This window comes from Microbispora hainanensis (genome assembly GCF_006874475.1).
Taxonomy (GTDB): domain Bacteria; phylum Actinomycetota; class Actinomycetes; order Streptosporangiales; family Streptosporangiaceae; genus Microbispora; species Microbispora hainanensis.
Genome location: NZ_VIRM01000002.1, coordinates 146,495 through 170,297 on the forward strand (window position 1 = coordinate 146,495; position 23,803 = coordinate 170,297).

The following is a 23,803-nucleotide window of genomic DNA, read 5'->3' on the forward strand; positions in this document are numbered from 1 at the left end:
GCTGATCACGGGGCCGGTCCGCGTCAAGCCCGATCCAAGAATCGGGCTTGCGGCCGCTGACCCGACAAATCATGACTTATCGTCACTGTGTGTGAGCAGTCGGACGCGGAGCAGGCATAAGCTGCGGTCTCGGGTCCCGGGGCTGGCGGCCTGGGCCGCGCTGCTGATCGGCATCCTGGACATCGTCAGGGGCCTGGTGCCGGGCCTGCGCGCGAGCCGGATCGGCGAGATCGCGAGCGTCCTGCCCGGCAGCGTCACGACGCTCGCCGAGGCGGCGTCGCTCCTGGTCGGAATCCTGCTGATCATGCTCGCCCACGCCCTCAGACGGCGTAAGGCGCGGGCCTGGCGGGCCGTCGTGGTGCTGCTCCCGGTGGACGCCGTGCTCGAAGGGCTGCACCGGCATCCGGTCGCCGCGTCGGTGTCGCTGCTCCTGTGGGTGGTGCTGCTGGTCGGCAAAGGGGAGTTCTACGCCCTCTCCGACCCGCGTTCGCGCTGGCGCGCGCTGGGGCACCTGCTGGTGCTCGGCGCGTTCGACGTCGTGATCGGGTGGATCCTCGTCGCCGCGCACCACCATGCGGTCGCGGGCCACCCCGGCTTCGGCGACCAGATGCGGCACGTCGTGCTCGGCCTGGCCGGCCTGGAGGGGCCGGTCGTGTTCACGTCGGAGCGCACCGGCGACCTGGTCTACTTCTCGCTCGCCGGTCTCGGCGCGCTCACCGCCGTCACCACGATCTACCTCGCCCTCCGGCCGGAACGGCCGGTCGCCGCGCTGGACGAGGACGACGAGCGGCGGCTGCGGGCCCTGCTCGACCGCTATGGCCGGCAGGACTCGCTCGGATACTTCGCGCTCCGCCGGGATAAGAGCGTGATCTTCTCGCCCAGCGGCAAGGCCGCCGTGGCCTACCGCGTCGTCGCCGGGGTGATGCTGGCCGGCGGCGACCCGATCGGCGACCCGGAGGCGTGGCCCGGGGCGATCAGGCGGTTCCTGGAGGAGGCCGGCCGGCACGCGTGGGTCCCGGCCGTCATCGGCTGCGGCGAGACCGGCGGCGAGGTGTGGGCCAGGGAAGGCGGTCTCGACGCACTGGAGATCGGCGACGAGGCGATCGTGGACGTGGCCGGCTTCACCCTGGAAGGCCGGGCCCTGCGCAACGTACGGCAGATGGTCAGGCGGGTGGAACGTCTCGGCTACACCTGCCGGGTGCGGCGGACGGGAGACCTGAGCGAGGCGGAGCGCGAGCACATCGCCGGCCTGGCCGACCGGTGGCGTGGCACCGAGACCGAGCGGGGCTTCTCGATGGCGCTCGGCCGGTTCGGCGACCCCGCCGACGCCGGCTGCCTGGTGGTCACCGCCCACCGGGCCACGCCCGAGGGCGAGGAGACGCCGGGCGGGGACGTCCAGGCCGTCCTGCACTTCGTGCCGTGGGGCGCCGACGGCATCTCCCTCGACCTCATGCGGCGCGACCGCGAGGCCGACCCCGGGCTCAACGAGCTGCTGATCGTGCGGGCCCTGCAGGCCGCGCCGGACTTCGGCGTGACCAGGGTGTCGCTGAACTTCGCGATGTTCCGCTCCGCGCTGGCCCGGGGGGAGCGGCTGGGGGCGGGGCCGGTGCTGCGTGCCTGGCGCGGCGTCCTCGTCTTCCTGTCCCGCTGGTTCCAGATCGAGTCGCTGTATCGCTTCAACGCCAAGTTCCGGCCCGCGTGGGAGCCGCGTTTCCTGCTCTATCCCGCCGCCCGCGACCTGCCGCGCATCGGCGTCGCCGCGCTCCGGGCGGAGGCGTTCCTCACACCTCCGGGACTCCGCTGGGCGGGCGGCCTGCTCCGCCGCCGCCGACCGGCTCCCGTTCCCCGCCTCCTCCCCGGCGCTGTCGTCGGCGGCGACAGCGGCCCGGAGACCCGCAGAACAGCCTGATCACACTCGTCCACGCGGGAAGCCGGTGGGTGCACCGCCACCGGGCCTACCCGCAGACGCCGGGGAGGCGGCAGAGCTTGGCGGCCATCGTGCGGGCGTCCTTGATCAGCGGGCGGAACCGGGAGACAGGGAGGCTCTTGGTCACCAGGCCGGTCCTGACGTAGACCGCGATCGCGCTGCCCTGGCGGACGACGACCGAGCGGGATCGGTTCTCGAAGAAGAAGCCGCCGATCCGGAGGGCCTCGTCGCCGATGCCGGTGCTCTTCCAGCGGTATGAGTAGCGTTCGTGGCCGCGGCCTCCCGAGCCGCATTTGGCCAGGTCGGCGCGTACGGAACGCATCGCCGCCTTCGCGGCCCGCTCCGAGGGGTAGAGCACGACCTGCTCGCTGCGGTAGACGGTCTCGGCCAGATAGGTGAACGTACGGCTCGCGCTGCGGCCGTCGCCGGCGGTCCTGCGGCCGCACGGGTTCACCTCAAGGGGCTTCTTCAGGCTGTTGCTGAGCTTCAGGTGCTCCCACGGCCTGCGCGGGCCGTTCATCTTGGCCTCGTTCAGCAGGAACCCCTTGGGCAGCTTCGCCGTGCCCTGGGCCGCGCTCGCCACCCCAGCCGTCGCGCGTGCCGCCTGTGCCGCCTGTGCCGCCAGTGACGCTTGTGACGCCACGGCCTGACCCGCGCCCAGTGCCGTAGCCGTCACGGTCACCACGGCTGCCGCCACCGCTGACGTCATAACCCTGCGCATCGCACGCTCCCTTGCCGATCGGCCGACATTCCGTTTCGACGGAACACTCGCCGCTTTTGTTCAGCACGTCCCCCGTCAGTTCTTGATCGCCAGGTCACGGGCCTCGCGATCCAACCGATCGGCCTCGTCGAGAAGCCGGGCCGCCACGGTGCGGCAGCGCGTCTTCCAGGTGCCGATCTGGCCCCGTATCCGGTCGGTCAGCGGACCCGACCACTCCATGGTGGCCGCCATGCCGTTCACTCCGTCGACCAGTTTCTCCACGTCATTGGCCAATTCCCGAAGTTTGGCGGCCCTGTTCTCGAGTTCTTGCACTTCGGGCGGAGGTGGCACGTTTTCTCCTCTCAGCGCTTTATTCGAGGATAAGTTACAGGTAGGCTCCGGCCGCATGGGGGAAGGCGTGACGCGGAGCTTCAGGCCTGAAGAGCTCGAACGCTTGGCCGGCCTTATGGACGACCTGAACAGGTCAGCGGATGAGGTTTTCAAGCGCGCCTGGCCATTACAGGCATCCCAAATCGTCGCACCGCTTCGGGAAATGCCCGGCTGGGGGAGCGACACGGCCAAGGACCTGAGGCAGCGGGCCGCAATCGGGCGGCTGCAGACCGGCGACCCGTTCGCCGGGCTCGTGTGGGCAGGTTTTCCGCCGCTGGAAATCGTTGCGAATGGCAACAAGATCGACCCGGCGACTCTCATCTCCGTCAACTCGGTCGCGGACTGGGCGAACAAAACTGGAAATTCGGATTTCCATCGCAAGCCCGGTGAGTCGCTGGACGACTACCTGACGCGGTTGAAGGCCGCCGCCGTCGCGCACGCCATCCCGGCCCTCGAACCGCACGAGGCGACGGTCGCCAACATCCTCAAGATCGTTGGCGATGTCAAAGGGGTCACCGCCACCGCTCCGATCGTCACCACCCAGGCCGTATCCCTCAGCCGCGTGCTGTTCCACAACCACGTCCTGGCGCCGACCGTCAACCCACTGCTGGCCAAGGCCAAGGGCGGCGCACTGCAAGGCAGCCTGGTCAAAGCGACACCATGGCTGAAAAGCGTCATTGAGGGCAGGAAAGTGACGCTGTCTGCGCAGACTGTCATGGCACCGGGCCACAGCCTCGTCGGCCTCACCCGCAGGCTGTTCATGAAGAGCAAGCTCTACCGTGACTACGTGGCCATGCTGCCTCATGACCTCGAGCTGAAGGCCACGGGAAAGGTCGTGGGGACGGGCAGGGCGCTCGCCGGGGCCCGGGTGAACAACCTTCTCAATCGCGCCTTCGGTGACAACCGGCTTGCCGAGTTGCTGGGCGGCAAAACACATGCCGGTGTGAGGGTGCAAGTTTCCGGAGAGGCGAACCTGCTCAAGGTCTGGTCGGCGACCGCGGACCCGAAGAAGATGGAGGCCGCCGCCGCAATCTTGAAGGTCGAGCCCACTGCCCTCACCCGGCTTGGAGCGGTGGCCCAGACCGCCGGCGCCCTCCGGTCGCTGGGCATTGTGGGCGGCGTCGCCTCCACCGGCTACAGCGCGGCGAACGTCGTCTCGCAGGGCAACCCGATCGACGCGTTCAAGCGCAACGGCGCCGGCTATGTCGCGGATATCGCCGAGGTAGGTTTCAACGCTTCTCTTACTGCTGCGATGGTCTGCCCCAATCCCTTCACCGTCGGCGCTACCGTCGTCACGGGCGCTGTTTACGTCGGCGCGAAGGTCGTCGAACACTGGGACGATATTGAGGCCGGTGCGAAGAAAGTAGGCCAGGCGATCGGCGAGGGGGCCGGAAAAGTCTTCAGCACCCTCAATCCGTTCGACTAGCACAGGGAGACTGATTGATGCCGTCCTTCGACAGCGCGCGTGGCCGCTTCCGGTTCAGCCCAGACCATTTGGGGGTCCTGGGCTGTCTTTACGAGGGGAGGGCGGTTACGGCTGGCCTGGTGACTGCTCGGAATGAGTTGCGGGCCGTCGGCTTGATCAATAACGGTGACGCCGTCGTCCCCGAGCTCGCCGACCTGACGAATGCCCTGGCCGAACCGATCGTGCTCGTCCAGATCGAGATCACCGGAGCCCAGGGCGTCACGAACCACGGTGCGGTCATCGGCAATGACGCCTGTTACGTGTACGAGGGGTGGCCCGGCGAACCGGAGTCCGAGTATGTCCGCACCGATCTCAGCACCCTCGTGTGGTCACTCGCGCGAGCGGTGGGTCTGCGCGACAGGGACGCCAAGCCACCGGCGGCCACGAGCATCACCACGACGGTCGGCGTCATGGACGCCGGCTTCGTGGCGCTCGCCGAAGCGGACATCGACGACGTGGAGGAGACTGTCGAGCGGTTGCGCGCGGCGCTCGCCGCCGAGGGTGCGCTCGCCGACCCCGAACTGATGGTCTTGACCCACCTGCTGCTTCAGCTCAACGGCAACTGGCGGATGACCGCTGCGTGGAACAACCGCGAGGGCAGGGGTACCGATATCCGCGGGATCACCGTGCTCGACTGCGGTCCCCTGGGCTACTGGCTGCGGGAACGTCCCGCGGAGCCGATCATGCCGGGGACGGTGACGCCGGACAGCGAGCTCCGGTTGGTGTTCACCGAGACGCCGCGCGTCTGGGAGCTGATCACCGAGCTCCTCCCCAGCCTCGATCAACTGCCCGCTCCTGCAGGACGGTGAGGTGCGATGTCCGGTTTCTCTTTTGATCTTGTCGAGCGAGTGCCTGAACGCCGTCGTGAACGGAAAGACATCTTTCTGCACCTGGTCGGCACGGCGGGTCCATACGGGGAGGTCTCTCTCAAAATCACCAACGATCGAGAGGCCACGCTCGTTGGGGATGGGTTGCCATATGCGGAGATCTCTAACTTGTTCGGCGCCTCCGGATACGTCGCCGTCGATGAGCATACGCAGGTGACGGTGGGTGGAGTCGCCGCTCGTCTCTTCCGGAATCGGCGTGCTCTGCGTATGGAGGACAGGGGCATCAGCATCGTGCTGGGGGATCGCCACTACACCTACCTGTTCGGCCCAACGGGGCATGAGGAACTGCGTGACAGCGAACGCGGTCCAGTGGTGCGGAAGGGTGACACTCCTGCCGGCGTGGAGATGACCATGGTCGTCCTGCCGGACGCCGACGCCACCGATCTCGCGCTGGCCCTCATCATGCAAGGCGCCGACAGGGTTGTGTTGACTATCGGCGGAGCGATCGTCTCCGGGGTCATGTCGTTTCTGAACAGCTCGAAAGGCAAGTGGTGACGCCTGCGTGCGGCGGGAAGCGTGCGTTGCCCCTCTTCGGATACGCGACCTCATCGCCGGGCGTGGCATTCCCCGCATCGGCTGGAGGGTCGCCTGCCGGCTGTCGACCGCATTGGTCGCTGATCATCAGAAGGGATTCGGTTGTCCGACACCGAGATCGTCTACAAGGAACGGCCCGGGAAGCCGAAGTTGTGGCTCGGCGTGCCCTGGACACTGTGCGCCGTGCTGCTGATCTGGTCCTTCGGGGACGCCTGGTTGCAGGATCACGAGCTCCCGCTCGATGCCATGCTCGTCCTGACTCCGCTGTTCTTCGGCATCGCCTCGATCCCCGGGCTGGTCTCGCTGAGCAAGCGCCGTTACAACGCCATCACCCTGACGTCCCGGACGCTACGCGTGGGCCGTCACACGCTTCCCGTCGCCGACATCACGCTCAACCCGCCGGCCACGAGCCGGGGACCTCGTCTGCTGGGCGGAGGGTACGACGTCCCGGTGGGTATGCAGGCTGTCGAGCTCGGCGGGCGGGGTGGCGAGCACTACGTGGTGGCGGTGATGAACCCGCAGCCATTTCTCGCAGCGCTGACCCAGGTGATCGCCAAGGCATGACGGCGAGCGGCAGAGGATATGTGGGAACGCTCCATTGGCCGCCGGGGGTGGGATGGCTTCCGCTCCCGGCGGCCGGTGTGCGGCTGGTTCAGGAGGCCCGGCGGCCCGCGCTGGGGCGGGGCTGCGGCTCCGGCTCGGCCGGTCCGGTGGCCCGCTGCGGCGGCACGACCGGCGTGGGCCGAACCAGGCCGAGGGCGACGACCTCGTTGGCGAGCCGGGTGCGCCGGTTGGTGCCCTCCGGGATGCGGAACTTCTGGTAAAGCCGCAGCAGATGCTGCTTGACCGCCGCCTCGGTCACCACCAGGTCGTCGGCGATCTCCCGGGCCGTCGCGGGCGCCACGAACGCCTCGTCGGACAGCGCCGGACGGCACAGCGAGGTGAGGACGTCGACCTCCCGGCGGGTGAGCTCCGGCGCGGCGGCGCGGCGCAGCTCGACCTCGGGGGCGAGGTCCTCCCTCGGGATCCCGCCGACCCGGGCCCGGGCGGCTCCGAAGGAGACGACGTCGCCGTCGTCCAGCACCCTCCTGGCGATCGGCCTGCCGTTCACCCGGGTGCCGTTGCGGGACAGGCCCAGGTCCACGACGTACAGGTAGGGCCCGCGACGGACGAATTCGGCGTGCAGCCGTGACACGCTCGGATCCGTCAGCCGGATGTCCACGCCTCGGCCGCGGCCGATCGTGGTGACGTCGGGGCGCAGCGGCACCACCTCGCCGCTGTCCTCGATCCGTATGAACGGCCCCTCCACGGCAGTTCCTCCCCAGGTAGCCCGCCGTTACTTTCCCTATAGCTGCGGCTTACCCACCCGTGGCGAGGGGGAATCGCCTTTGCCAGGAGCAGAATCAATCCTGAAATTGGTCTGGACCTTTGAGGGGCGCTTTACCTGCTCACGGGTAGACTTCGGGCGGAGATAAGCGGAGGAAACACTTATGGCGGACAAGCCCACCAAAGGCCTCGCCGATGTCGTCGCCGCGTCCACAGCGCTCAGCGACATCGACGGCAAGGCCGGCCGTCTCTTCTACCGTGGATACGACATCCACGACCTGGCCGGCCACGCCACCTTCGAAGAGGTGGCCCACCTGCTCCAGCGCGGCACGCTGCCGACCCGCCGGCAGCTCGCGGACTACGGCGCGGAGCTGGCCGAAGGCCGCACCCTGGGCTCGCTCGCCGAGAGCAACATCGCCGAGATCGCCGGGAAACAGGCGCCCATGGAGGCGCTGCGCAGCCTGGTCTCGCTGGCCGGGGCCGACGACCCGGACAAGGACTCCAACGCCGCCGACGCCAACCTCCGCAAGGCCGCCAGGCTCACGGCGCAGCAGCCGATCCTCGTCGCCCGCTACCACGCGGCCAGGACGGGAGCCGACATCCCGGCGCCCGACCCCGAGCTGAGCACCGCCGCCAACTTCCTGCTGCAGATCACCGGCCGCCGTCCCGGGCAGCGCGAGGTCGAGATCTTCGACACCTGCCTGGTGCTGCACGCCGACCACACGATGAACGCCTCCACGTTCGCCGCCCGCGTGTGCGCCGCGACGCTGTCCGACATGCACTCGGCGATCGTCGCCGCCATCGGCACGCTCAAGGGCCCCCTCCACGGTGGGGCGAACGAGCAGGTCATGCGTACGCTGGAAGCGCTGGACCCGCGCGGCGTCGCGCAGGCCGTACGGGACAAGCTGGCGGCGGGCGAGAAGATCATGGGATTCGGGCACCGCGTCTACAAGACCGAGGACCCCCGGGCGACGCACCTGCGGCGGATGTCGCAGGAGCTGGCCGAGGCCTCGGGCGACGACACCTACTATCGGATGTCGCGGGAGATGGAAGAGGTCGTCTTCGCGGACAAGCACCTTTACCCGAACGTGGACTTCTACGCGGCGACCGTCTACCACTACCTCGGCATCCCCACGGACCTGTTCACGCCCGTGTTCTCGGTCAGCCGGATGGCCGGGTGGACGGCCCACGTGATCGAGCAGCACGCCGACAACCGGCTGATCCGGCCGGACAGCGAGTACATCGGCGAGCGCGACCAGAAGTGGGTGCCCATCGACGAGCGGTGACAGCGAGGAAGCGCCGAGGACCGCAGTTGCACGCATGGGAGAGAAGTGAGAACGAGCGAGAGTACGGCCTGGGGGCCGTACCTGCTGGTGGCGACGGGCGCGGCCGCCGGGCTGTGCGCGATCGGCCTGGGTGCGCCGGTGCCCACGGGTGGTGCGATCATGGGATGTGGCTTCCTCGCCGGATCCCTGGTCCGGGTGGCGGTCTCCGAACGGCGGGCGGGCGCGCTCGCGATCCGCGGCAAACGGGTGGACGCGCTCACGCTGGCGGCGTTCGGCGCGGCGCTCGTCATCGGCTCGCTGCTCATGCTGTTGCGGCTGCACGACTCGTAGGAACACGACCTCGTCGCGGACTTACCACACCCGTCCGATAGCCTCAACGGCCAGTGAGCCTCAAAAAGGACCTGCTGGCCAGTTAGTTCAGAAGGGGAACCCCACGCATGCCCAAGATCAAGGTAGCGGGCCCGGTCGTCGAGCTCGACGGCGACGAGATGACCCGGATCATCTGGCAGTTCATCAAGGACCAGCTGATCCTTCCCTACCTCGACATCGACCTGAAGTACTACGACCTCGGCATTGAGAACCGCGACGCCACCGACGACCAGGTCACGATCGACGCCGCCAACGCCATCAAGCAGTACGGCGTGGGCGTGAAGTGCGCGACGATCACGCCGGACGAGGCCCGCGTCGAGGAGTTCGGCCTGAAGAAGATGTGGAAGTCCCCGAACGGGACGATCCGCAACATCCTCGGCGGTGTCATCTTCCGCGAGCCGATCATCATGTCGAACATCCCGCGGCTCGTCCCCGGCTGGACCAAGCCGATCGTCGTCGGCCGTCACGCCTTCGGCGACCAGTACCGCGCCACCGACCTGAAGGTTCCCGGCGAGGGCACGCTGACGCTGACGTTCACGCCTAAGGACGGCAGCGAGCCGATCGAGCTCAACGTCTTCGACTTCCCCGGCGCCGGCGTCGCGCTGGCGATGTACAACCTGGACGAGTCGATCCGCGACTTCGCCCGCGCCTCCATGCGGTACGGCCTCAACCGCGGCTACCCGGTCTACCTCTCGACCAAGAACACCATCCTCAAGGCGTACGACGGCCGGTTCAAGGACATCTTCGCCGAGGTCTACGAGACCGAGTTCAAGGCCGACTTCGAGGCCGCCGGGATCACCTACGAGCACCGCCTGATCGACGACATGGTGGCCGCCTCCCTGAAGTGGGAGGGCGGGTACGTCTGGGCCTGCAAGAACTACGACGGCGACGTCCAGTCGGACACGGTGGCGCAGGGCTTCGGCTCGCTCGGCCTCATGACCAGCGTGCTCATGACCCCCGACGGCCGCACCGTCGAGGCCGAGGCGGCGCACGGCACCGTGACCCGTCACTACCGCCAGCACCAGCAGGGCAAGCCGACCTCCACCAACCCGATCGCCTCGATCTTCGCGTGGACCCGCGGCCTGCAGCACCGCGGCAAGCTCGACAACCAGCCCGAGGTCATCGACTTCGCCGAGAAGCTGGAGCAGGTCTGCGTCGAGACCGTCGAGGGCGGCCAGATGACCAAGGACCTCGCGCTCCTGGTCGGCGGCGACGCCGAGTGGCTGACCACGCAGGACTTCCTCGCGGCGCTCGACGAGAACCTCAAGAAGAAGATGGCGCAGTAACGAGAGCGCGCTTCGCGGCGTGCCTCAGAACGTGCGTCGGAACGTGCCCTGGAACAGGCATGGAACGAGCCTGGAAACGGGCCTCTGCCTGCGGTTATCCACCGCCGGGCAGAGGCCCGTTCGCTTTCCGGACCGTCCACGGGCCGTGAGACCTCCACGAGGGCCGGAAAGGCGGCGCAGTGGCCCCGACGGCAGGGCGATCACACCCGGGGCCGTCCGACACTTTCCGGGCGGTCCCTTTCCTCACTTGGAGGTAGGGGCCGCTCGCCGCATTGTCACGGTTTCCTGACGTCACGGCGCGGTATCGAGCCGCGGAACCGTCGCACCGGGGCCGTAAAGTTCTGGTGGCCGGTAGTTTGCCGAATCGTGGGGAACGGAATGCCGCAGATCGCGCCGTTGCAACCGGGGGATCCGACCAGTCTCGGTCCCTTCGTGCTGTCCGGCCGTCTCGGCGAGGGCGGTCAGGGCGTGGTCTACTTCGGCCAGGACGAGGCCGGCGAGCGGGCCGCGGTCAAGCTGCTGCACGTCAAGTTCTCCGGCGACGCGACGGCCAGGTCCCGCTTCGCGCGGGAGCTGCGCGCCGCCCAGCGTGTGGCGAGCTTCTGCACCGCCCGGGTCCTGGCGGCCGACCTGGAGGGCGACACGCCCTACATCGCGAGCGAGTTCATCGACGGGCGGTCGCTGCGCGAGGCCGTCGAGGAGGACGGGCCGCTGACCGGCTCGGCCCTGGAACGGCTGGCGGTCGGCACGGCCACCGCGCTTACCGCGATCCACCAGGCGGGCATCGTCCACCGCGACTTCAAGCCCGACAACGTGCTGCTGGCCGTGGACGGCCCGCGCGTGGTGGACTTCGGCATCGCCCGCATCGTCGACTCGACCGCCACGATCACCAGCCGGGCGATCGGCACGCCCGCCTACATGGCGCCCGAGCAGATCTCCGGCGGTGCTGTCGGGCCCCCTGCCGACGTTTTCTCCTGGGCCTCCACGATCGCGTACGCCGCGACCGGCGACGTCGTGTTCGGCGGCAACTCGATCGCGGTCGTGCTCAACCGCATCCTCAACCACGACATCGACACCGGGATGCTGCCCGAGCCGCTCGGCGGAGTGGTCCGAGCGTGCCTGCGCAAGTCGCCGGACGAGCGCCCGGCGGCCGACCAGATCCTGCTGCGCCTGCTGGGCCGCGCCGTGTCGGGCGACGCGTCGGCGGTCGTGCTGTCCGAGGGAGCCGCGCACGCGGCCGACCCTGACGCCACGCTCCTCGCGCGCACGGGTCCGGTCCGCGCCCCCGCGCCGGGCGGCGCGGGCCCGCTGCCCACGGGCGGCACAGAGACCGGAACCGGTGCGGGGGCTGGGAACGGCGCGGGAGCCGGGAGCGGCGCATGGACCGGCACAGGCGGTCACGCCGGTCACGCCGATCACGCCGGTCAGGCCGATCACGCCGGTCAGGCCGATCACGGCGGTCACGCCGGTCAGGCCGAGTACGCCGGGAACGCCGCGCCGACCGGGGCGTCCCAGTCCGCCTTGTTGTCCGGGCCCACCAACCCCAGGTTCGGCCCTGCCCCGCGCGAGAGTACGGGCCCCGGCGGTCATGGCGCCGTACGGCCTGCTGCGGCGGGTTCCGACGCGGCGAGGCCCGTGCCGGTCGGGCCCCTGTCAGGCGGGACGGGGCCTTCTGGGACGGGGCCTTCTGGGACAGGGCCTTCTGGGACAGGGCGGGCTGGGGCGGGGCCAGACGGCACCGGGGGATACGGCGTGCCGGGCGGGACCGGGGCGGCGTACGGGATAGGGCCCGACAGGACCGGGGCGTACGGGATGGGGCCGGACGGGACCGGACCAGGTGGCATGGACCCGGGCGGCAGGGAGCCGGGCGGCGGGACGCGGCGTCGCCGGAGGGGCCTCGTCGGCGCGCTCGCGGCCGTGCTCGCCCTCGTGGCCGCCGGGGCCGCGATCTTCGCCGCCAAGACCGGCTTCGCGTTCGGCGACGCAAGCGAGGACGGCGGCACCGGCGCCGTGGTCACACCGCCGACGAGGCCGTCATACGGCTCCGTTTATGACAAGGCGCGGAAGACCAAGCGGCTGACGATCGGTGTGCGGTGGGACGTGCCCGGGGTCGCCCTGGAGCAGGCGAGCGGGTTCAGCGGGTTCGACGTGGACGTCGCGACGGCCATCGCCAGGCGCCTGAACGTCCCCGCGAGCGGGATCACCTTCCGCAGGCTCGGCGTCGGCGACCGGGTGCGTGCGCTGACCGACGGCACGGTGGACATGGTCGTGGCTACCTACTCCTACGACGACAACCGCAACGACGCGGTCACCTTCGCCGGGCCGTACTACACGGCCCACACCGACCTGCTGGTGCTCTCCGGTTCGCGCGTAAAGAAGCTGGCGGACCTGGCCGGGCGCCGGATGTGCGCGCCCGTCGGCAGTGCCAGCGCCCGGCTCGTCGCCGGAAAGGTGGACGTCGAGCAGGTCCCGGTGAGCGACTACGCCGAGTGCATGAACCTGCTGACGCGAGGCGAGGTCGACGCCGTTCCTGGGGACGACCTCATCATCGCCGGCTTCGCCAACCGGGTGGCGAGCCTGAAACTGTCGGTGCTCGGCGCGCGGCTGACCGACCAGCGCTACGTCGTCGGCCTGCCGAAGAAGGACGTGCGCACCTGCCGGGCCGTGGAGGACGCGATCAGCCGCATGTACGGCGACGGCACGATGCGTGACCTGCTGCGCAAGCACTTCGGCAACGTCGACTTCGCTCCAGAGCAGGACGCCCCGCCCAAGCTCGCCTGCCGCTGAGCCCGCACTCCAACCGGCCGGCCGGCCGGGCGCACGCTGGCTCATGCCCGCACCCCGGCTTCGCTGAGCCCACACCCGAGGTCGGCCGATCCCGTACGCCGACCGGCTGCCGACCGCCTGCCGGGCGGCGCATCATGCCTGCCCGGCCCGTCCAGGTTCAGGAGGGGTCCGCGCCCTCCTCCGTGGTGGCCTGGCGGCCGAGCTGGGCGATGGCGTCGTCGGCCCACTGCAGTGAGGTGCGGACCTGCCGGAGGCCGAGGTCCAGGGCGAGGTCGCCGAACCTGACCCCGGACGTCCCCTCCTGGGCGGAGGCGGCCTGTTTGGCCGCCCGCAGGGCCTCCAGCTCGGCCAGCTTGTGCTCCATGTGCGTTTTCAGCCGCTCCAGCACGTCGAGCGCCTCGCGCGTTTCGAGCAGCGGGAGCAGGAACGCCTGCAGCGCGACCTCGCTGCGGGCCGGACCCGAGGGGTCGTGCCCGATCAGCCAGGCGCGAAGCTCCGCGCGGCCCTCCGGCGTGATCGAGTAGATCTTCCGCCCCCGTGCGCCCTCCGCCGCCACCGTCACCAGCCCGTCGGCGGTCATCTTCGCCAGCTCCGGATAGATCTGGCTGTGCCCCGCCTGCCAGACGTGGGCCACTGACCTCTCGAACCCCTTGGTCAGGTCGTAGCCGCTCGCCGAGCCGTACGCCGTCAGCAGACCGAGAAGGGCGATGCGCAGGGACATGCCCCCACTATACCTATGGATTGACATGTCATTGCTTACATGTCACCTTCGACATATGCGATCCAGAAACGGACTCCTCCTCTTCGCCGTGCTCGGCGGCATGTTCCTGGCGATGCTCGACCAGACGATCGTCGGCACCGCGCTGCCGAGGATCACCACCGAGCTGGGCGGCGCCGGCCTCTACACCTGGGTGGTGACCGCCTACCTCCTCACCTCGACCGTCACGGTTCCGCTGTACGGCCGGCTCTCCGACGCGTACGGGCGAAAGCCGCTCCTGCTGATCGGGGTGGTGCTGTTCCTGCTCGGCTCGATCCTGTCCGGGGCGGCGCAGACCATGGGGCAGCTCATCGCCTTCCGCGGAGTGCAGGGGCTCGGCGCGGGCGCGCTGCTGCCGCTGTCACTGGCGCTGGCGCTGGAGTCGTTCCCGCCGGAGCGCAGCGGGCGGGTGCAGGGCGCCCTGGGCGGCGTCATGGCCCTGAGCTACATCGCCGGGCCGTTCCTCGGCGGCCTGTTCACCGACCACGCGAGCTGGCGCTGGGCCTTCTACGTGAACGTCCCGATCGGGGCCGTCCTCGTGGCCATCATCGTGTGGCGGCTGCCCCACCGTCCGGGGCACGGTGGGGCGCGGCCCGACTACCTCGGCATCGCCGTGTTCAGCGCCGCGATCAGCACACTCCTCGTCGGCCTGACCGAGAAGGGGGTCGACGGCCACACCTGGACGAGCGGGCCGGTGGCCGGGCCGATCGGCGCCGCGCTCGCGCTGCTCGTGGTGTTCGTTCTCGTCGAGCGGCGGGCCGCGGAGCCGATCGTGCCGCTCCACCTGTTCGCGAACGGCACATACTCGCTGGTCAACGTGGCGTCGTTCTTCACCGCGTTCTGCATGTACGCCGGGGTGGTCTTCCTGCCGCGCTACTTCCAGGAGGCGCACGGCCTGAGCGCGACCTCCTCGGGGCTGCACATCTATCCGCTGATGCTGGCGATGGTCGTGGGCAGCGCGGTCACCGGCGCCCTGATCTCGCGCACCCGCCGCTACAAGCCCTGGCTGGTGATCGCGCCGGTCTTCCTCGTCGCGGGCACGGCGCTGTGCGCGAACCTCGAGGTGGGCACCTCGACTCCGCTGCTCGTCGTGTGGATGGCGCTGATCGGGCTCGGCATGGGGCCCATGCTGTCCGGTCTCACCGTGGCGATCCAGACCTCCGTGCCGCCCCGCTACATCGGCACGGCCAGCGCGAACCTGACGTTCTTCCGGCAGATCGGCGGCTCGGTCGCGCTGGCCGTCGCGGGCACGGCGTACACGTCCGTGGTGACGCGGGAGGCGCCCGTGCACGGACTGCCCACGGCCCACGCCGCCGCGACCGCGACCGTCATCCCCTGGCTGGGAGTCGTGGGCGCGGTCGTCGCCCTCCTCGCGCTCGCCCTGCTGCCGCGGGGTGGTGTGCCGCTCGACAGGCCCGCGCCGCGGCAGGAGGACCTTGTCGCGGCGTGAGACGGCACGTCAGCGGCGCTTCGAGCGGCGTGTCGGACGGTGCGCGGGGCCTGTCCGACACGGTTGAATTGATCCAAGCGTTCGGGGGAGCGGCAGTGGGTCGTAGGGTCGTCACGGGTTTCACGGGTTTGGTCTGTGTGTTCGCCGCCGGAGCGCCGCATCCGGCGCTCGCCGACCCCGGGGAGCCGCCCCGGCCGGCACCGGTGAAGGATCAGTGGGGCATGGCCGACCTCACGGTCGGCATCACCGCCACACCGAAGGTGGCGCAGCCGGGGCAGCCGTTGACCTATCACGTCAGCGTGCACAACAAGGGCCCGGGTGACGCCGTGCTGCCGACGCTGCGGGTCGCGTTGCCGAAGGACTTCCAGATCGTCAACGTGGGCGTCGCCGAGTGCGAGCCGGGCAAGGCGCGCAACCGGGTCGTCTGCCACTCGTCCGACGACGTCCTGCCCGGCGGCTCGGGCGACATGACGATCACCGGAGTCATCGCGCCGGGCGCGCACGGGCCGCTGCGGGCGCGGGCCGACCTGACCTCCGAGGTGCTCGACAGGGACGAGACCGACAACAGGGCCGAGGCGGTGACGCGGGTCGACGAGGGGGCCGACCTGTCGATGCGGTTCCGCTCCTCGACCAGGTTCATCCGCCCGGGCCACTGGTTCTCCGTGCGGGCCGAGGTGCGCAACCGGGGGCCGCGCGTCGTGCGGGACGCCTACGTGTTCTTCCAGCCGCGCCAGGCCCGGCTGCTGTCCGCGCGAGGCGGGCGCTGCCGGGGGAACCGCCAGTTCGTGGGGTGCTCGCTGCCGCCGATCAGGTCGGGGTCGCGAGGGCTGATCGAACTCGTCTTCCGGGTGCCGTCCAGGGCCTCGCACGCCGTGGCGACGATGGCCACCGTCTATTCGCGCCGGTACGGCGACCGCCGTCCGGCCAACAACAAGGCGAGCGTACGGGTGGCCCTGCGCCGCGCCTGACCATGCCCCGCGCCTGACCATGCCCCGCGCCTGACCCTGCACCCCCGGCGGCGAAGGTCAGGCGGGCTTCGTGGAGGCGGTCCAGGCGTCGGCGACCATGTCCCGCAGCGACGCGTGGGCGGGCTTCCAGCCCAGCTCGCGCTGGATCTTCTCCGACGACGCCACCAGCACGGCCGGATCACCGGGACGGCGCGGCGCGACGGTGGCCGGGATGGGGTGCCCGGTCACCTCGCGGCAGACGTCCACGACCTCCTTGACCGAGAAGCCCGTGCCGCTGCCCAGGTTGTAGATCCGGTGCTCGCCGGGCGTGCAGGCGTCCAGGGCGAGCAGGTGCGCGCGGGCGAGGTCGGCGACGTGGACGTAGTCGCGGATGCAGGTGCCGTCCGGAGTGGGGTAGTCGGTGCCGAAGACGCTGACCGACTCGCGCTCGCCGAGGGCGACCTTCAGGATGTTGGGGATCAGGTGGGTCTCGACCGTGTGCCGCTCGCGGAACTCGCCGTACGCTCCGGCCACGTTGAAGTAGCGCAGGCTGACCGCGCCCAGGCCGTACATGCCGGCGAAGGCGGTGAGCGCGGTGTCCACGGCGAGCTTGGACGCGCCGTAGGGGTTGCCCGGGCGCGTCGGGTCGGTCTCCAGGATGGGCGTGCGCTCGGGCTCGCCGTACGTGGCGGCGGTGGAGGAGAACACGATCCTGTTCACCCCGGCCTGCCGCATCGCGTCGAGCAGCGCGAGCGTGCCGCCGAGATTGTTCGACCAATACAGCCCCGGCTTCTCCACCGACTCGCCCACCAGGGACTTGGCCGCGAAGTGGAGCACGGCGTCGAACCCTTCGGACAGCACGCCGCCCGCCTCGGTGATCGACGCCTGCACGAACGCGGCGCCCGGCGGTACGGCGTCGGCGTGCCCGGTCGACAGGTCGTCGAGCACCGTGACCTCGTGCCCCTCCTCCAGGAGTTGCGCCGCCACGACGCTGCCGATGTACCCGGCTCCACCAGTAACCAGCAGCTTCACCGTTTGCTCCTGTTCAAAAGTGTTGGATTATGTACGTCCAGGGCCTAGCTTACGCGGTTCCCATGAGGAGCGGGTTAAATGCCTCCAGTGCCGCAATCTCAGCAAGTCGCAAGGGATTGCGACGACCGGCCTGGCCTGCCTGACACCCGAACGGACTGATGACGTTGAGCAACGTCGCGGTGACCATCACCCTGGTCCTGATATTCATCCTGATCGGCGGGTTCTTCGCCGCGGCCGAGATGGCGATGGTCTCGCTGCGGGAGAGCCAGATCCGCCGCCTGAGCCGCGACGGGGGACGCCGCGGCGCGCGGGTGCAGAAGCTCGCCCGCGACCCCAACCGCTTCCTGTCCGCCATCCAGGTCGGGGTGACCGTGGCGACCGTGCTGTCGGCCGCTCTCGGCGCCGACGCGCTGGGCCCGCGGTTCGCCCCGGTCCTGGAGCAGTGGGGCCTGCGGCCGAGCGTGGCCGCGCCCGTCGCGTTCGTGGCCGTCACGCTGGCCATCTCGTACGTCACCCTGGTGCTCGGCGAGCTGGCGCCCAAGCGGCTCGGCCGGCAGCGGGCGGAGAGCCTGTCGCTCGTCACCGCCCCGCTGCTCGACCGGATCGCCACGCTGTCGAGGCCGGTGATCTGGGTGCTGTCCAAGTCGACCAACGGCGTCGTACGGCTGCTCGGCGGCAACCCGTCCGCCGACAGGGCGGCCATGACCACCGAGGAGCTGCGCGACATGGTGGTGGGCCACACGGAGCTCACCCAGGACGAGCGCGACGTGATCGCCGAGGTGTTCTCGGCGGGCAAGCGGCAGCTCAGGGAGGTCATGCTGCCCCGCACGGAGGTCGAGTTCATGGCGGCGGACACTCCGCTCGCCGAGGCCGCCGTGCTCGCCGCGGCCATGCCGCACTCCCGGTTCCCCGTCTATCGCGACTCCTACGACGACGTGATCGGGTTCGTGCATGTGCGCGACCTGCTCGACCCGGTGCGCACCGGGCGGCTGGACCCGATCAGCGAGCTGGTGCCGATCCGCCCGGTCAAGCTCGTGCCCGCGAGCAAGCGGGTCCTCGCCACGCTCGCGGAGATGCGCGACGAGGGCCACCACCTCGCCATCGTGGTGGACGAGTACGGCGGCACCGACGGCATCGTTACGCTGGAGGACCTGGTCGAGGAGCTCGTGGGCGACATCCGCGACGAGTACGACGAGAGCGGCGACGCCGTGCGCGTGATCGCCGGAGACGTGGAGGTCGAGGGGCTGGTCAACCTCGACGAGTTCCACACGCAGACGGGCGTGCGGCTGCCCAGCGGGCCGTACGAGACCCTGGGCGGCTACGTCATGGCCTTCCTCGGCCACCTGCCCCAGCGCGGCGAGGTCGCCGAGGCCCCGGGCGTGAAGCTGACCGTGACGGAGATGGACGGCCGCCGCGTCTCCCGCGTCCGCGTCACCCGCACGCCTCCCGAAGACATCGCCCCCGCGGCGGCCGGCTGAGGGGGCGCGCGCTCTGGCCGCGTCTGTCGCGGGCAGCCCGCGACTCCTGACAGAATTGCCGTATGGCTCTTGCTCGCGTCCTGTCCGGTATCCAGCCGACCGCCGACTCGTTCCACCTGGGCAACTATCTCGGCGCCATCCGTCAGTACGTCGCGCTGCAGGACACCCATGAGGCCTTCTTCTTCATCGCCGACCTGCACGCGCTGACCGTCGCGCCCAAGCCCGAGGAGCTGCGCCGGCGCACCAGGATCGCCGCCGCCCAGCTGTTCGGGGCGGGGCTCGACCCGGAGCGCGCCGCGGTCTTCGCGCAGAGCCACGTGCGCGAGCACAGCGAGCTCGCCTGGTATCTGATCTGTCAGACCGGCATGGGCGAGGCCGGCCGGATGACGCAGTTCAAGGACAAGTCCGCGCGATACGGCGAGAGCTCGGCCAGCGTGGGCCTGTTCACCTACCCGATCCTCCAGGCGGCCGACATCCTGATCTACCAGGCCGACCAGGTGCCGGTCGGGGTGGACCAGAAGCAGCACCTGGAGCTCAGCCGCGACCTCGCGCAGCGCTTCAACAGCCGCTACGGCCAGACGTTCAAGGTGCCGAGCCCCTACATCCTCAAGGAGGTCGAGAAGATCACCGACCTCCAGGACCCGACCGCCAAGATGTCCAAGTCGTCGTCGAGCCCCCAGGGCATCCTCGACGTGCTGGAAGAGCCGAACGTCCTGCGCAAGAAGGTCATGCGCGCGGTGACCGACACCGGCAGCGAGATCGTCGCCGACGAGGAGAACAAGCCGGGCGTCACCAACCTGCTGCGGATCCTGTCCGCGCTGACCGGCACGCCGATCCCCGACCTGGAGACGCGGTTCGCCGGGCAGGGATACGGCGCCTTCAAGAAGGAGGTCGCCGAGGCCGTCGTCGAGACGTTCTCGCCGATCCGGGAGCGTACGGAGAAGCTGCTGGCCGACGAGGCCGAGCTCGACCGGCTGCTGGTCGCGGGCGCCGCCCGGGCCCGCAAGGTGGCCCGCGAGACGATGGAGCAGGTCCGCGAGCGCCTCGGCCTGCTTCCCACGCCGCCCTTCGAGTGAGCCGCGCCCACGCCGCCGTTCGAGTGAGCCGCGCCCACACCGCCCTTCGAGTGAGCCGCGCCTGAGACCGCGGCCCCGCCCCGGGCCGCGGTCGCCGTACGCATCGAGACGCCTTCCCCGGGTACACAAGGGCGATGGGGATGGCGTTGGTCGACCGGGTCACGCGGCGGATCGACGAGGTCAGGGCATGGGGCCGGATGCGGATCGAGCGTTACCGGATCCGCTTCCCCTGGCTCGACCACCTCATCCGGACCGTGCAGCGCTATCAGGTGCAGGCGGGGGACCGGCTGGCGGCTGCCATCACCTATTTCGCGTTCCTGTCGTTCTTTCCGCTGATCGCGCTGGCGTTCGCCCTGTTCGGCTATGTCGTGACGATCCGCCCGGACGCGCTCGCCACGCTCACCGAGGCGATCAACAGTCAGCTTCCGGGGCTCGCGGACCAGCTCCACATCGACCAGCTCGCCGGGGCCCGCGCCCGGGCCGGGATCATCGGTCTGCTCGGCCTCCTGTACGCCGGGCTGGGCGCGATGGACGCCCTGCGCGGGGCCCTGCGCACCGTCTGGATGACCTGCGAGCCGCCGCTCAACTACTTCGTCGGCAAGCTCCGCGACCTCGTCGCGCTCGTGCTGATGGGCCTGGCCCTGCTGGTGTCGGTGATCGCGAGCGGGTTCGCCACCGGGGCCACGAGCACGGTCGCGGGATGGCTCGGCCTTGGCTCCTCGCCACTGGCCGGCTTCGGGATCTGGCTCGCCGGGGTCGGCGCGAGCCTCGTCGCCGACCTGCTGCTCTTCCTGGTCATCCTCGGCTGGCTGGCCAAGCCGCCGCAGCCGTTCCTCGTGGTGCTCAAGGGCGCGCTGCTGGGCGCGGTCGGCTTCGGCGTGCTGAAGCAGCTCGCGGCGCTGATCCTGGCCGGCACCCTGCACAACCCGGTGTACGGCACGTTCGCCGTGGTCGTGGGGCTGCTGCTGTGGATCAACCTGTCGGCCCGGGTGATCCTCTATGCCGCCGCGTGGACGGCGACGGCCACGCTCGGCCCACCGCCCCAGCCCACCCCGCTGCCGTCGCCCGCGATCACGCCCACGACCGGCCGCGGCCCCGCGCAGCAGGGCCATGATCTGTCGGACACGACCTAACGCGGGCGCAACCCGTTGAGCGCGGTCTCCACGACCGTGTCGGCGTACTCGGGGGTCAGCGGGCCGCTGCGCTGGAGCCACCGGTTGAGCAGCGGTCCCCACAGCATCTCGATCGCGACGTCCAGGTCCAGGTCGCCGGAGAGCTGCCCGGCCCGCTGCGCGCTGCGCAGCCGCTGCTTCTTCAGCTCCTTCATCGGCCCGTCGAGCCGTTCCGCGTACGCGGCGGCGAGCGCGGGGTCGTGCAGGATCTCCGTGTTGAGCGCGCGCATCGGCTCGTCGTATCGCGGGTCGTTCAGCTCGGCGACCGTCGCGCGCAGGACCGCCTTGAGGTCGGCCTCCAGGTCGCCGGTGTCGGGCAGCGCGGGCGAGTCGTCCGGTCCCTCGGAGAGCATGAGGAACGCGTCGAAGAGCACCGCTCCCTTGGAGGGCCACCAGCGATAGATGGTCTGCTTGCCGACCCCGGCCCGGGCGGCGATCCCCTCGATGCTCAGCTTCGCGTAGCCGACCTCGCCGACGAGCTCGAACGCCGCGGTGAGGATGGCCCGCCGCGAGGCCTCGCTGCGGCGCCTCGTGCCATGAGCGGTGCCGGGAGCCGTGCCGGGAGCCGTGCCGTGCTGTGCCGTCATGCCGCCGAACCTATCAAAAACGAGACGAGACGATCCGTCTTGACAGGGATCCGGCAGGACGCCACTATTGCCGAACGAGACGAGACGTATCGTTCAACCGAAGTAAGCGAATGGAGCCACCATGCGTACGACGACCGCCGGTTCGGGACGGGTCTGGTTCATCACCGGTGCGGGGCGGGGCCTCGGCCGGGCGTTCACCCAGGCCGCGCTCGGAAACGGCGACCGGGTGGTCGCCGCGACCAGGACCGTCGCGCCCCTGGACGACCTGGCCGCCGAAAACGGGGACAGGCTGCTCGTGCTTCCTCTGGACGTCACCGACCGCGCGGCGGTCTTCGCCGCGGTCGACCGGGCGACCGAGCGCTTCGGCCGGCTCGACGTCGTGGTGAACAACGCCGGGATCATGTCCATGGGGATGATCGAGGAGTTCACCGAGGCCGAGGCCAGGGCCCAGATGGAGACCAACTTCTTCGGCGCGCTGTGGGTCAGCCAGGCCGTCCTGCCCTGCCTGCGTGCTCAGGGGTCGGGGCACATCGTGCAGATCTCCAGCATCGGAGCGCTCGGCGGCTTCGCCACCACGGGGCTCTACAGTGCGAGCAAGTTCGCCCTGGAGGGCATGAGCGAGGCCCTGGCGATGGAGGCCGCGCGGTTCGGGGTGAAGCTCACCATCGTCGAGCCCGGGGGCTACTGGACCGACCTCTACACGAGCATGACGGCGACCACGCCGATCCCCGACTACGCCCCTCTGCGGGCCGAGCTGGAGAAGCAGTGGGCCGAAGGGTCGGTGGACAGCGATCCCCGGCTGGCGGCCGAGGCCGTGCTGAAGCTCGTCGGCAGCGACGAGCCGCCGCTACGGCTGCTGCTGGGTGGCATGGCCTACGACCTGGCCTTCGCCGTCTCCCGGCAGCGCATGGAGACGTGGGCCCGCTGGGAGGAGGTCAGCCGCGCCGCCGAGCACGCCGTCCCCGCCCCGCCTGCCCGCTAGCCGGCGGCGTCGCCGGGCGTCCTGCGGCGCCGGCGCAGGGCGTACGCGCCGATGGCGAGGACCACGAGGGCGCCGCCGCCGATCAGCAGGGGGGTGGCGGGGCCCGCGGAGGCGGGGTCCGCTCCGCGCGCCTTGGCCGCGCCCACATCGGCCGCGCCCGGCGTCGGAGAGGCCCGTACGGCCAGAGGAGAGGAGGCGGGCTTGGGGTCGGGCGCGGGGGCGACCAGCTGGCCCACGGGGGCCGCCTTGCCCCTGGCGGCGAAGCCCCAGTCGAGCAGCTTGGCGACCTCCTCCCAGAATCCGCCGGGGTGATGCATGATCACGACGATGATGGTGTGGCCGTCGCGCTTGGCCGCGCCCACGAAGCTGCCCAGGGCCTTGGACGTCCAGCCGTTCTTGACGCCGAGCATGCCCTTGTAGCGGCCCAGCAGCCGGTTGTGGTTGGCCATCTCGTAGTAGGCGGGCGGCGGAGACTCGCTGGCCTCGGCGTCGCCGCGGCGCTTCTTCTTCTTTTTCTTCTTGGGGTCTTCCTTCGGCGCGGGGAACTTGGCGACCTTCGTGCTGATGTATTCGCGGAAGTCGGGGAGCGCCAGCCCGGCCCGTGCGATCAGGGCGAGGTCGTAGGCCGAGCTGCGCTGGCCCGGGGCGTCGAGGCCGTTCGGCGTCTTGGCCACCGTGTCGTACGCCTGGAGCTTGCGCGCCTCCTTGTTCATGTCGGCGAGCGTCTTCTTCACGCCGCCGTTGGCCTCGGCCAGCGCGACCGCCGCGTCGTTGCCGGAGACCATGAGCAGCGCCCGCATGAGGTCGTCGACCTTGTAGATCGGCTCGGGGACGATGCCGACGGCGCTGCCCTCCACGTTGCAGGCCTCCTCGCTCGGCTTGACCTTGCGGTTCTTGTCGAGCCTGGGGATCAGCGTCACGGCCGTCAGCGTCTTGAGCGTGCTCGCGGGCAGGTAGTGCCCGTGCGGGTCCTTGGCCGCGAGCACCGCGCCGGTGTCGGCGTCGGCGATGACGTACGCGCTGGCCTCGGTCTTGGGCGGGGGCGTGATCCCGGCGGGCCGGATGATCCCGCGGCCGGCGAGCCGGTCTCCGCCGATGGCGCCGTTCCTCTTGCCCGCTTCGGAGACGGTGGTTCCGGAGACGGTGGTTCCGGCGACAGCGGTGCGGGCCGCTGCGGTTCCGGTGACTGTGGTGCCGGTCGCGGCCATGCCGGTCTGCCGCGGCGCCAGGTCGGGTACGGCCCGCGCGTTCGCGGCGGGAGGGGCGCCGAGCAGCGCCGTCGTCAGCACCCCCGCCGTCGTCACGGTCGCGGCGAGGGCCCGCAGGTTCGTCCCCATAGGTCGCTCAGCCTAGCCTTGACTGCCT

General features: G+C 70.3%; 22 protein-coding genes. 15 read left to right on the forward strand and 7 right to left on the reverse strand.

Translation table 11 applies throughout. The annotated features are described in order from the left end of the window. The first annotated feature begins 91 nt into the window (after positions 1-91). Positions 92-1,909, forward strand: coding sequence for a phosphatidylglycerol lysyltransferase domain-containing protein (locus tag FLX08_RS02215; RefSeq protein WP_208761223.1), 1,818 nt, complete (start codon positions 92-94; stop codon positions 1,907-1,909). A gap of 46 nt (positions 1,910-1,955) precedes the next feature. On the opposite strand, the gene FLX08_RS02220 is transcribed toward FLX08_RS02215, so the two are convergent. Both FLX08_RS02220 and FLX08_RS02225 read right to left on the reverse strand, forming a co-directional pair. Next, positions 1,956-2,648 (reverse strand): hypothetical protein, encoded by a 693-nt coding sequence (locus FLX08_RS02220; RefSeq protein ID WP_142616486.1) that lies wholly within the window; start codon positions 2,646-2,648, stop codon positions 1,956-1,958. A gap of 75 nt (positions 2,649-2,723) precedes the next feature. Continuing rightward, positions 2,724-2,978 (reverse strand): hypothetical protein, encoded by a 255-nt coding sequence (locus FLX08_RS02225; RefSeq protein WP_142616487.1) that lies wholly within the window; start codon positions 2,976-2,978, stop codon positions 2,724-2,726. Positions 2,979-3,033: 55 nt separating this feature from the next. On the opposite strand from FLX08_RS02225, the gene FLX08_RS02230 reads away from it, so the two are divergent. The 4 genes from FLX08_RS02230 (at position 3,034) to FLX08_RS02245 (ending at position 6,467) form a co-directional block, all read left to right on the forward strand. Then, on the forward strand, positions 3,034-4,443 hold the full coding sequence (locus FLX08_RS02230) for a PE-PGRS family protein (RefSeq protein ID WP_142616488.1): 1,410 nt from the start codon (positions 3,034-3,036) through the stop codon (positions 4,441-4,443). Positions 4,444-4,562: 119 nt separating this feature from the next. Beyond that, on the forward strand, positions 4,563-5,291 hold the full coding sequence (locus FLX08_RS02235; RefSeq protein ID WP_142616489.1) for a hypothetical protein: 729 nt from the start codon (positions 4,563-4,565) through the stop codon (positions 5,289-5,291). A 6-nt stretch (positions 5,292-5,297) separates the two neighbouring features. Further along, positions 5,298-5,864, forward strand: a complete 567-nt coding sequence (locus FLX08_RS02240) for a hypothetical protein (RefSeq protein ID WP_142616490.1) — start codon at positions 5,298-5,300, stop codon at positions 5,862-5,864. 141 nt (positions 5,865-6,005) lie between these two features. Beyond that, positions 6,006-6,467 (forward strand): hypothetical protein, encoded by a 462-nt coding sequence (locus FLX08_RS02245; RefSeq protein ID WP_142616491.1) that lies wholly within the window; start codon positions 6,006-6,008, stop codon positions 6,465-6,467. Positions 6,468-6,555: 88 nt separating this feature from the next. Here FLX08_RS02245 and FLX08_RS02250 read toward each other — a convergent pair whose 3' ends face one another. Next, positions 6,556-7,212 (reverse strand): FHA domain-containing protein, encoded by a 657-nt coding sequence (locus FLX08_RS02250; protein ID WP_142616492.1) that lies wholly within the window; start codon positions 7,210-7,212, stop codon positions 6,556-6,558. 181 nt (positions 7,213-7,393) lie between these two features. Between FLX08_RS02250 and FLX08_RS02255 the strand changes: the two genes are divergently transcribed. The 4 genes from FLX08_RS02255 to FLX08_RS42840 all read left to right on the forward strand — a co-directional run bounded on the left by FLX08_RS02255 (position 7,394) and on the right by FLX08_RS42840 (position 12,957). Further along, the gene (locus FLX08_RS02255) at positions 7,394-8,515 is read left to right on the forward strand and encodes a citrate/2-methylcitrate synthase (RefSeq protein WP_142616493.1); all 1,122 of its coding nucleotides are present in this window, start codon (positions 7,394-7,396) and stop codon (positions 8,513-8,515) included. 45 nt (positions 8,516-8,560) lie between these two features. Next, positions 8,561-8,845, forward strand: coding sequence for a DUF3017 domain-containing protein (locus tag FLX08_RS02260; RefSeq protein WP_142616494.1), 285 nt, complete (start codon positions 8,561-8,563; stop codon positions 8,843-8,845). 107 nt (positions 8,846-8,952) lie between these two features. Then, a complete protein-coding gene (locus FLX08_RS02265) occupies positions 8,953-10,170 on the forward strand; it encodes an NADP-dependent isocitrate dehydrogenase (protein ID WP_142616495.1) in 1,218 nt (405 codons plus the stop codon). A 366-nt stretch (positions 10,171-10,536) separates the two neighbouring features. Beyond that, positions 10,537-12,957 (forward strand): serine/threonine-protein kinase, encoded by a 2,421-nt coding sequence (locus FLX08_RS42840; RefSeq protein WP_142616496.1) that lies wholly within the window; start codon positions 10,537-10,539, stop codon positions 12,955-12,957. 157 nt (positions 12,958-13,114) lie between these two features. Here FLX08_RS42840 and FLX08_RS02275 read toward each other — a convergent pair whose 3' ends face one another. After that, the gene (locus FLX08_RS02275) at positions 13,115-13,678 is read right to left on the reverse strand and encodes a PadR family transcriptional regulator (protein WP_142616497.1); all 564 of its coding nucleotides are present in this window, start codon (positions 13,676-13,678) and stop codon (positions 13,115-13,117) included. Positions 13,679-13,733: 55 nt separating this feature from the next. Here FLX08_RS02275 and FLX08_RS02280 point away from each other — a divergent pair, with 55 nt between their 5' ends. Together FLX08_RS02280 and FLX08_RS02285 are read left to right on the forward strand one after the other, a co-directional pair. Beyond that, positions 13,734-15,164, forward strand: coding sequence for an MDR family MFS transporter (locus tag FLX08_RS02280; RefSeq protein WP_244312237.1), 1,431 nt, complete (start codon positions 13,734-13,736; stop codon positions 15,162-15,164). Between the two features lie 221 nt (positions 15,165-15,385). Continuing rightward, positions 15,386-16,132 carry a CARDB domain-containing protein gene (locus FLX08_RS02285; RefSeq protein ID WP_142616499.1) on the forward strand — a complete coding sequence of 249 codons (747 nt, stop codon included), beginning with the start codon at positions 15,386-15,388 and terminating at the stop codon, positions 16,130-16,132. Between the two features lie 57 nt (positions 16,133-16,189). Here the strand turns inward: FLX08_RS02285 and galE are convergent, their stop codons facing one another. Beyond that, a complete protein-coding gene (galE, locus tag FLX08_RS02290; protein WP_142616500.1) occupies positions 16,190-17,143 on the reverse strand; it encodes a UDP-glucose 4-epimerase GalE in 954 nt (317 codons plus the stop codon). Between the two features lie 158 nt (positions 17,144-17,301). Here galE and FLX08_RS02295 point away from each other — a divergent pair, with 158 nt between their 5' ends. From FLX08_RS02295 to FLX08_RS02305, 3 genes are all read left to right on the forward strand, one after another. Next, entirely contained in the window at positions 17,302-18,621 is a 1,320-nt protein-coding gene (locus tag FLX08_RS02295; protein ID WP_244312239.1) for a hemolysin family protein, read from the forward strand. Positions 18,622-18,683: 62 nt separating this feature from the next. Next, the gene (gene trpS / locus FLX08_RS02300) at positions 18,684-19,697 is read left to right on the forward strand and encodes a tryptophan--tRNA ligase (protein WP_142616501.1); all 1,014 of its coding nucleotides are present in this window, start codon (positions 18,684-18,686) and stop codon (positions 19,695-19,697) included. A gap of 134 nt (positions 19,698-19,831) precedes the next feature. Then, a complete protein-coding gene (locus FLX08_RS02305) occupies positions 19,832-20,830 on the forward strand; it encodes a YihY/virulence factor BrkB family protein (protein ID WP_244312241.1) in 999 nt (332 codons plus the stop codon). Here FLX08_RS02305 and FLX08_RS02310 read toward each other — a convergent pair. Then, complete coding sequence (locus FLX08_RS02310; RefSeq protein ID WP_142616502.1) at positions 20,827-21,456, reverse strand: TetR/AcrR family transcriptional regulator; 630 nt, start codon at positions 21,454-21,456, stop codon at positions 20,827-20,829. The genes FLX08_RS02305 and FLX08_RS02310 overlap by 4 nt on opposite strands. Before the next feature lie 121 nt (positions 21,457-21,577). Between FLX08_RS02310 and FLX08_RS02315 the strand changes: the two genes are divergently transcribed. Then, positions 21,578-22,438, forward strand: coding sequence for an SDR family oxidoreductase (locus tag FLX08_RS02315; RefSeq protein ID WP_142616503.1), 861 nt, complete (start codon positions 21,578-21,580; stop codon positions 22,436-22,438). Here the strand turns inward: FLX08_RS02315 and FLX08_RS02320 are convergent. Next, entirely contained in the window at positions 22,435-23,775 is a 1,341-nt protein-coding gene (locus FLX08_RS02320; protein WP_244312246.1) for a D-alanyl-D-alanine carboxypeptidase family protein, read from the reverse strand. The genes FLX08_RS02315 and FLX08_RS02320 overlap by 4 nt on opposite strands. Positions 23,776-23,803 lie beyond the last annotated feature (28 nt).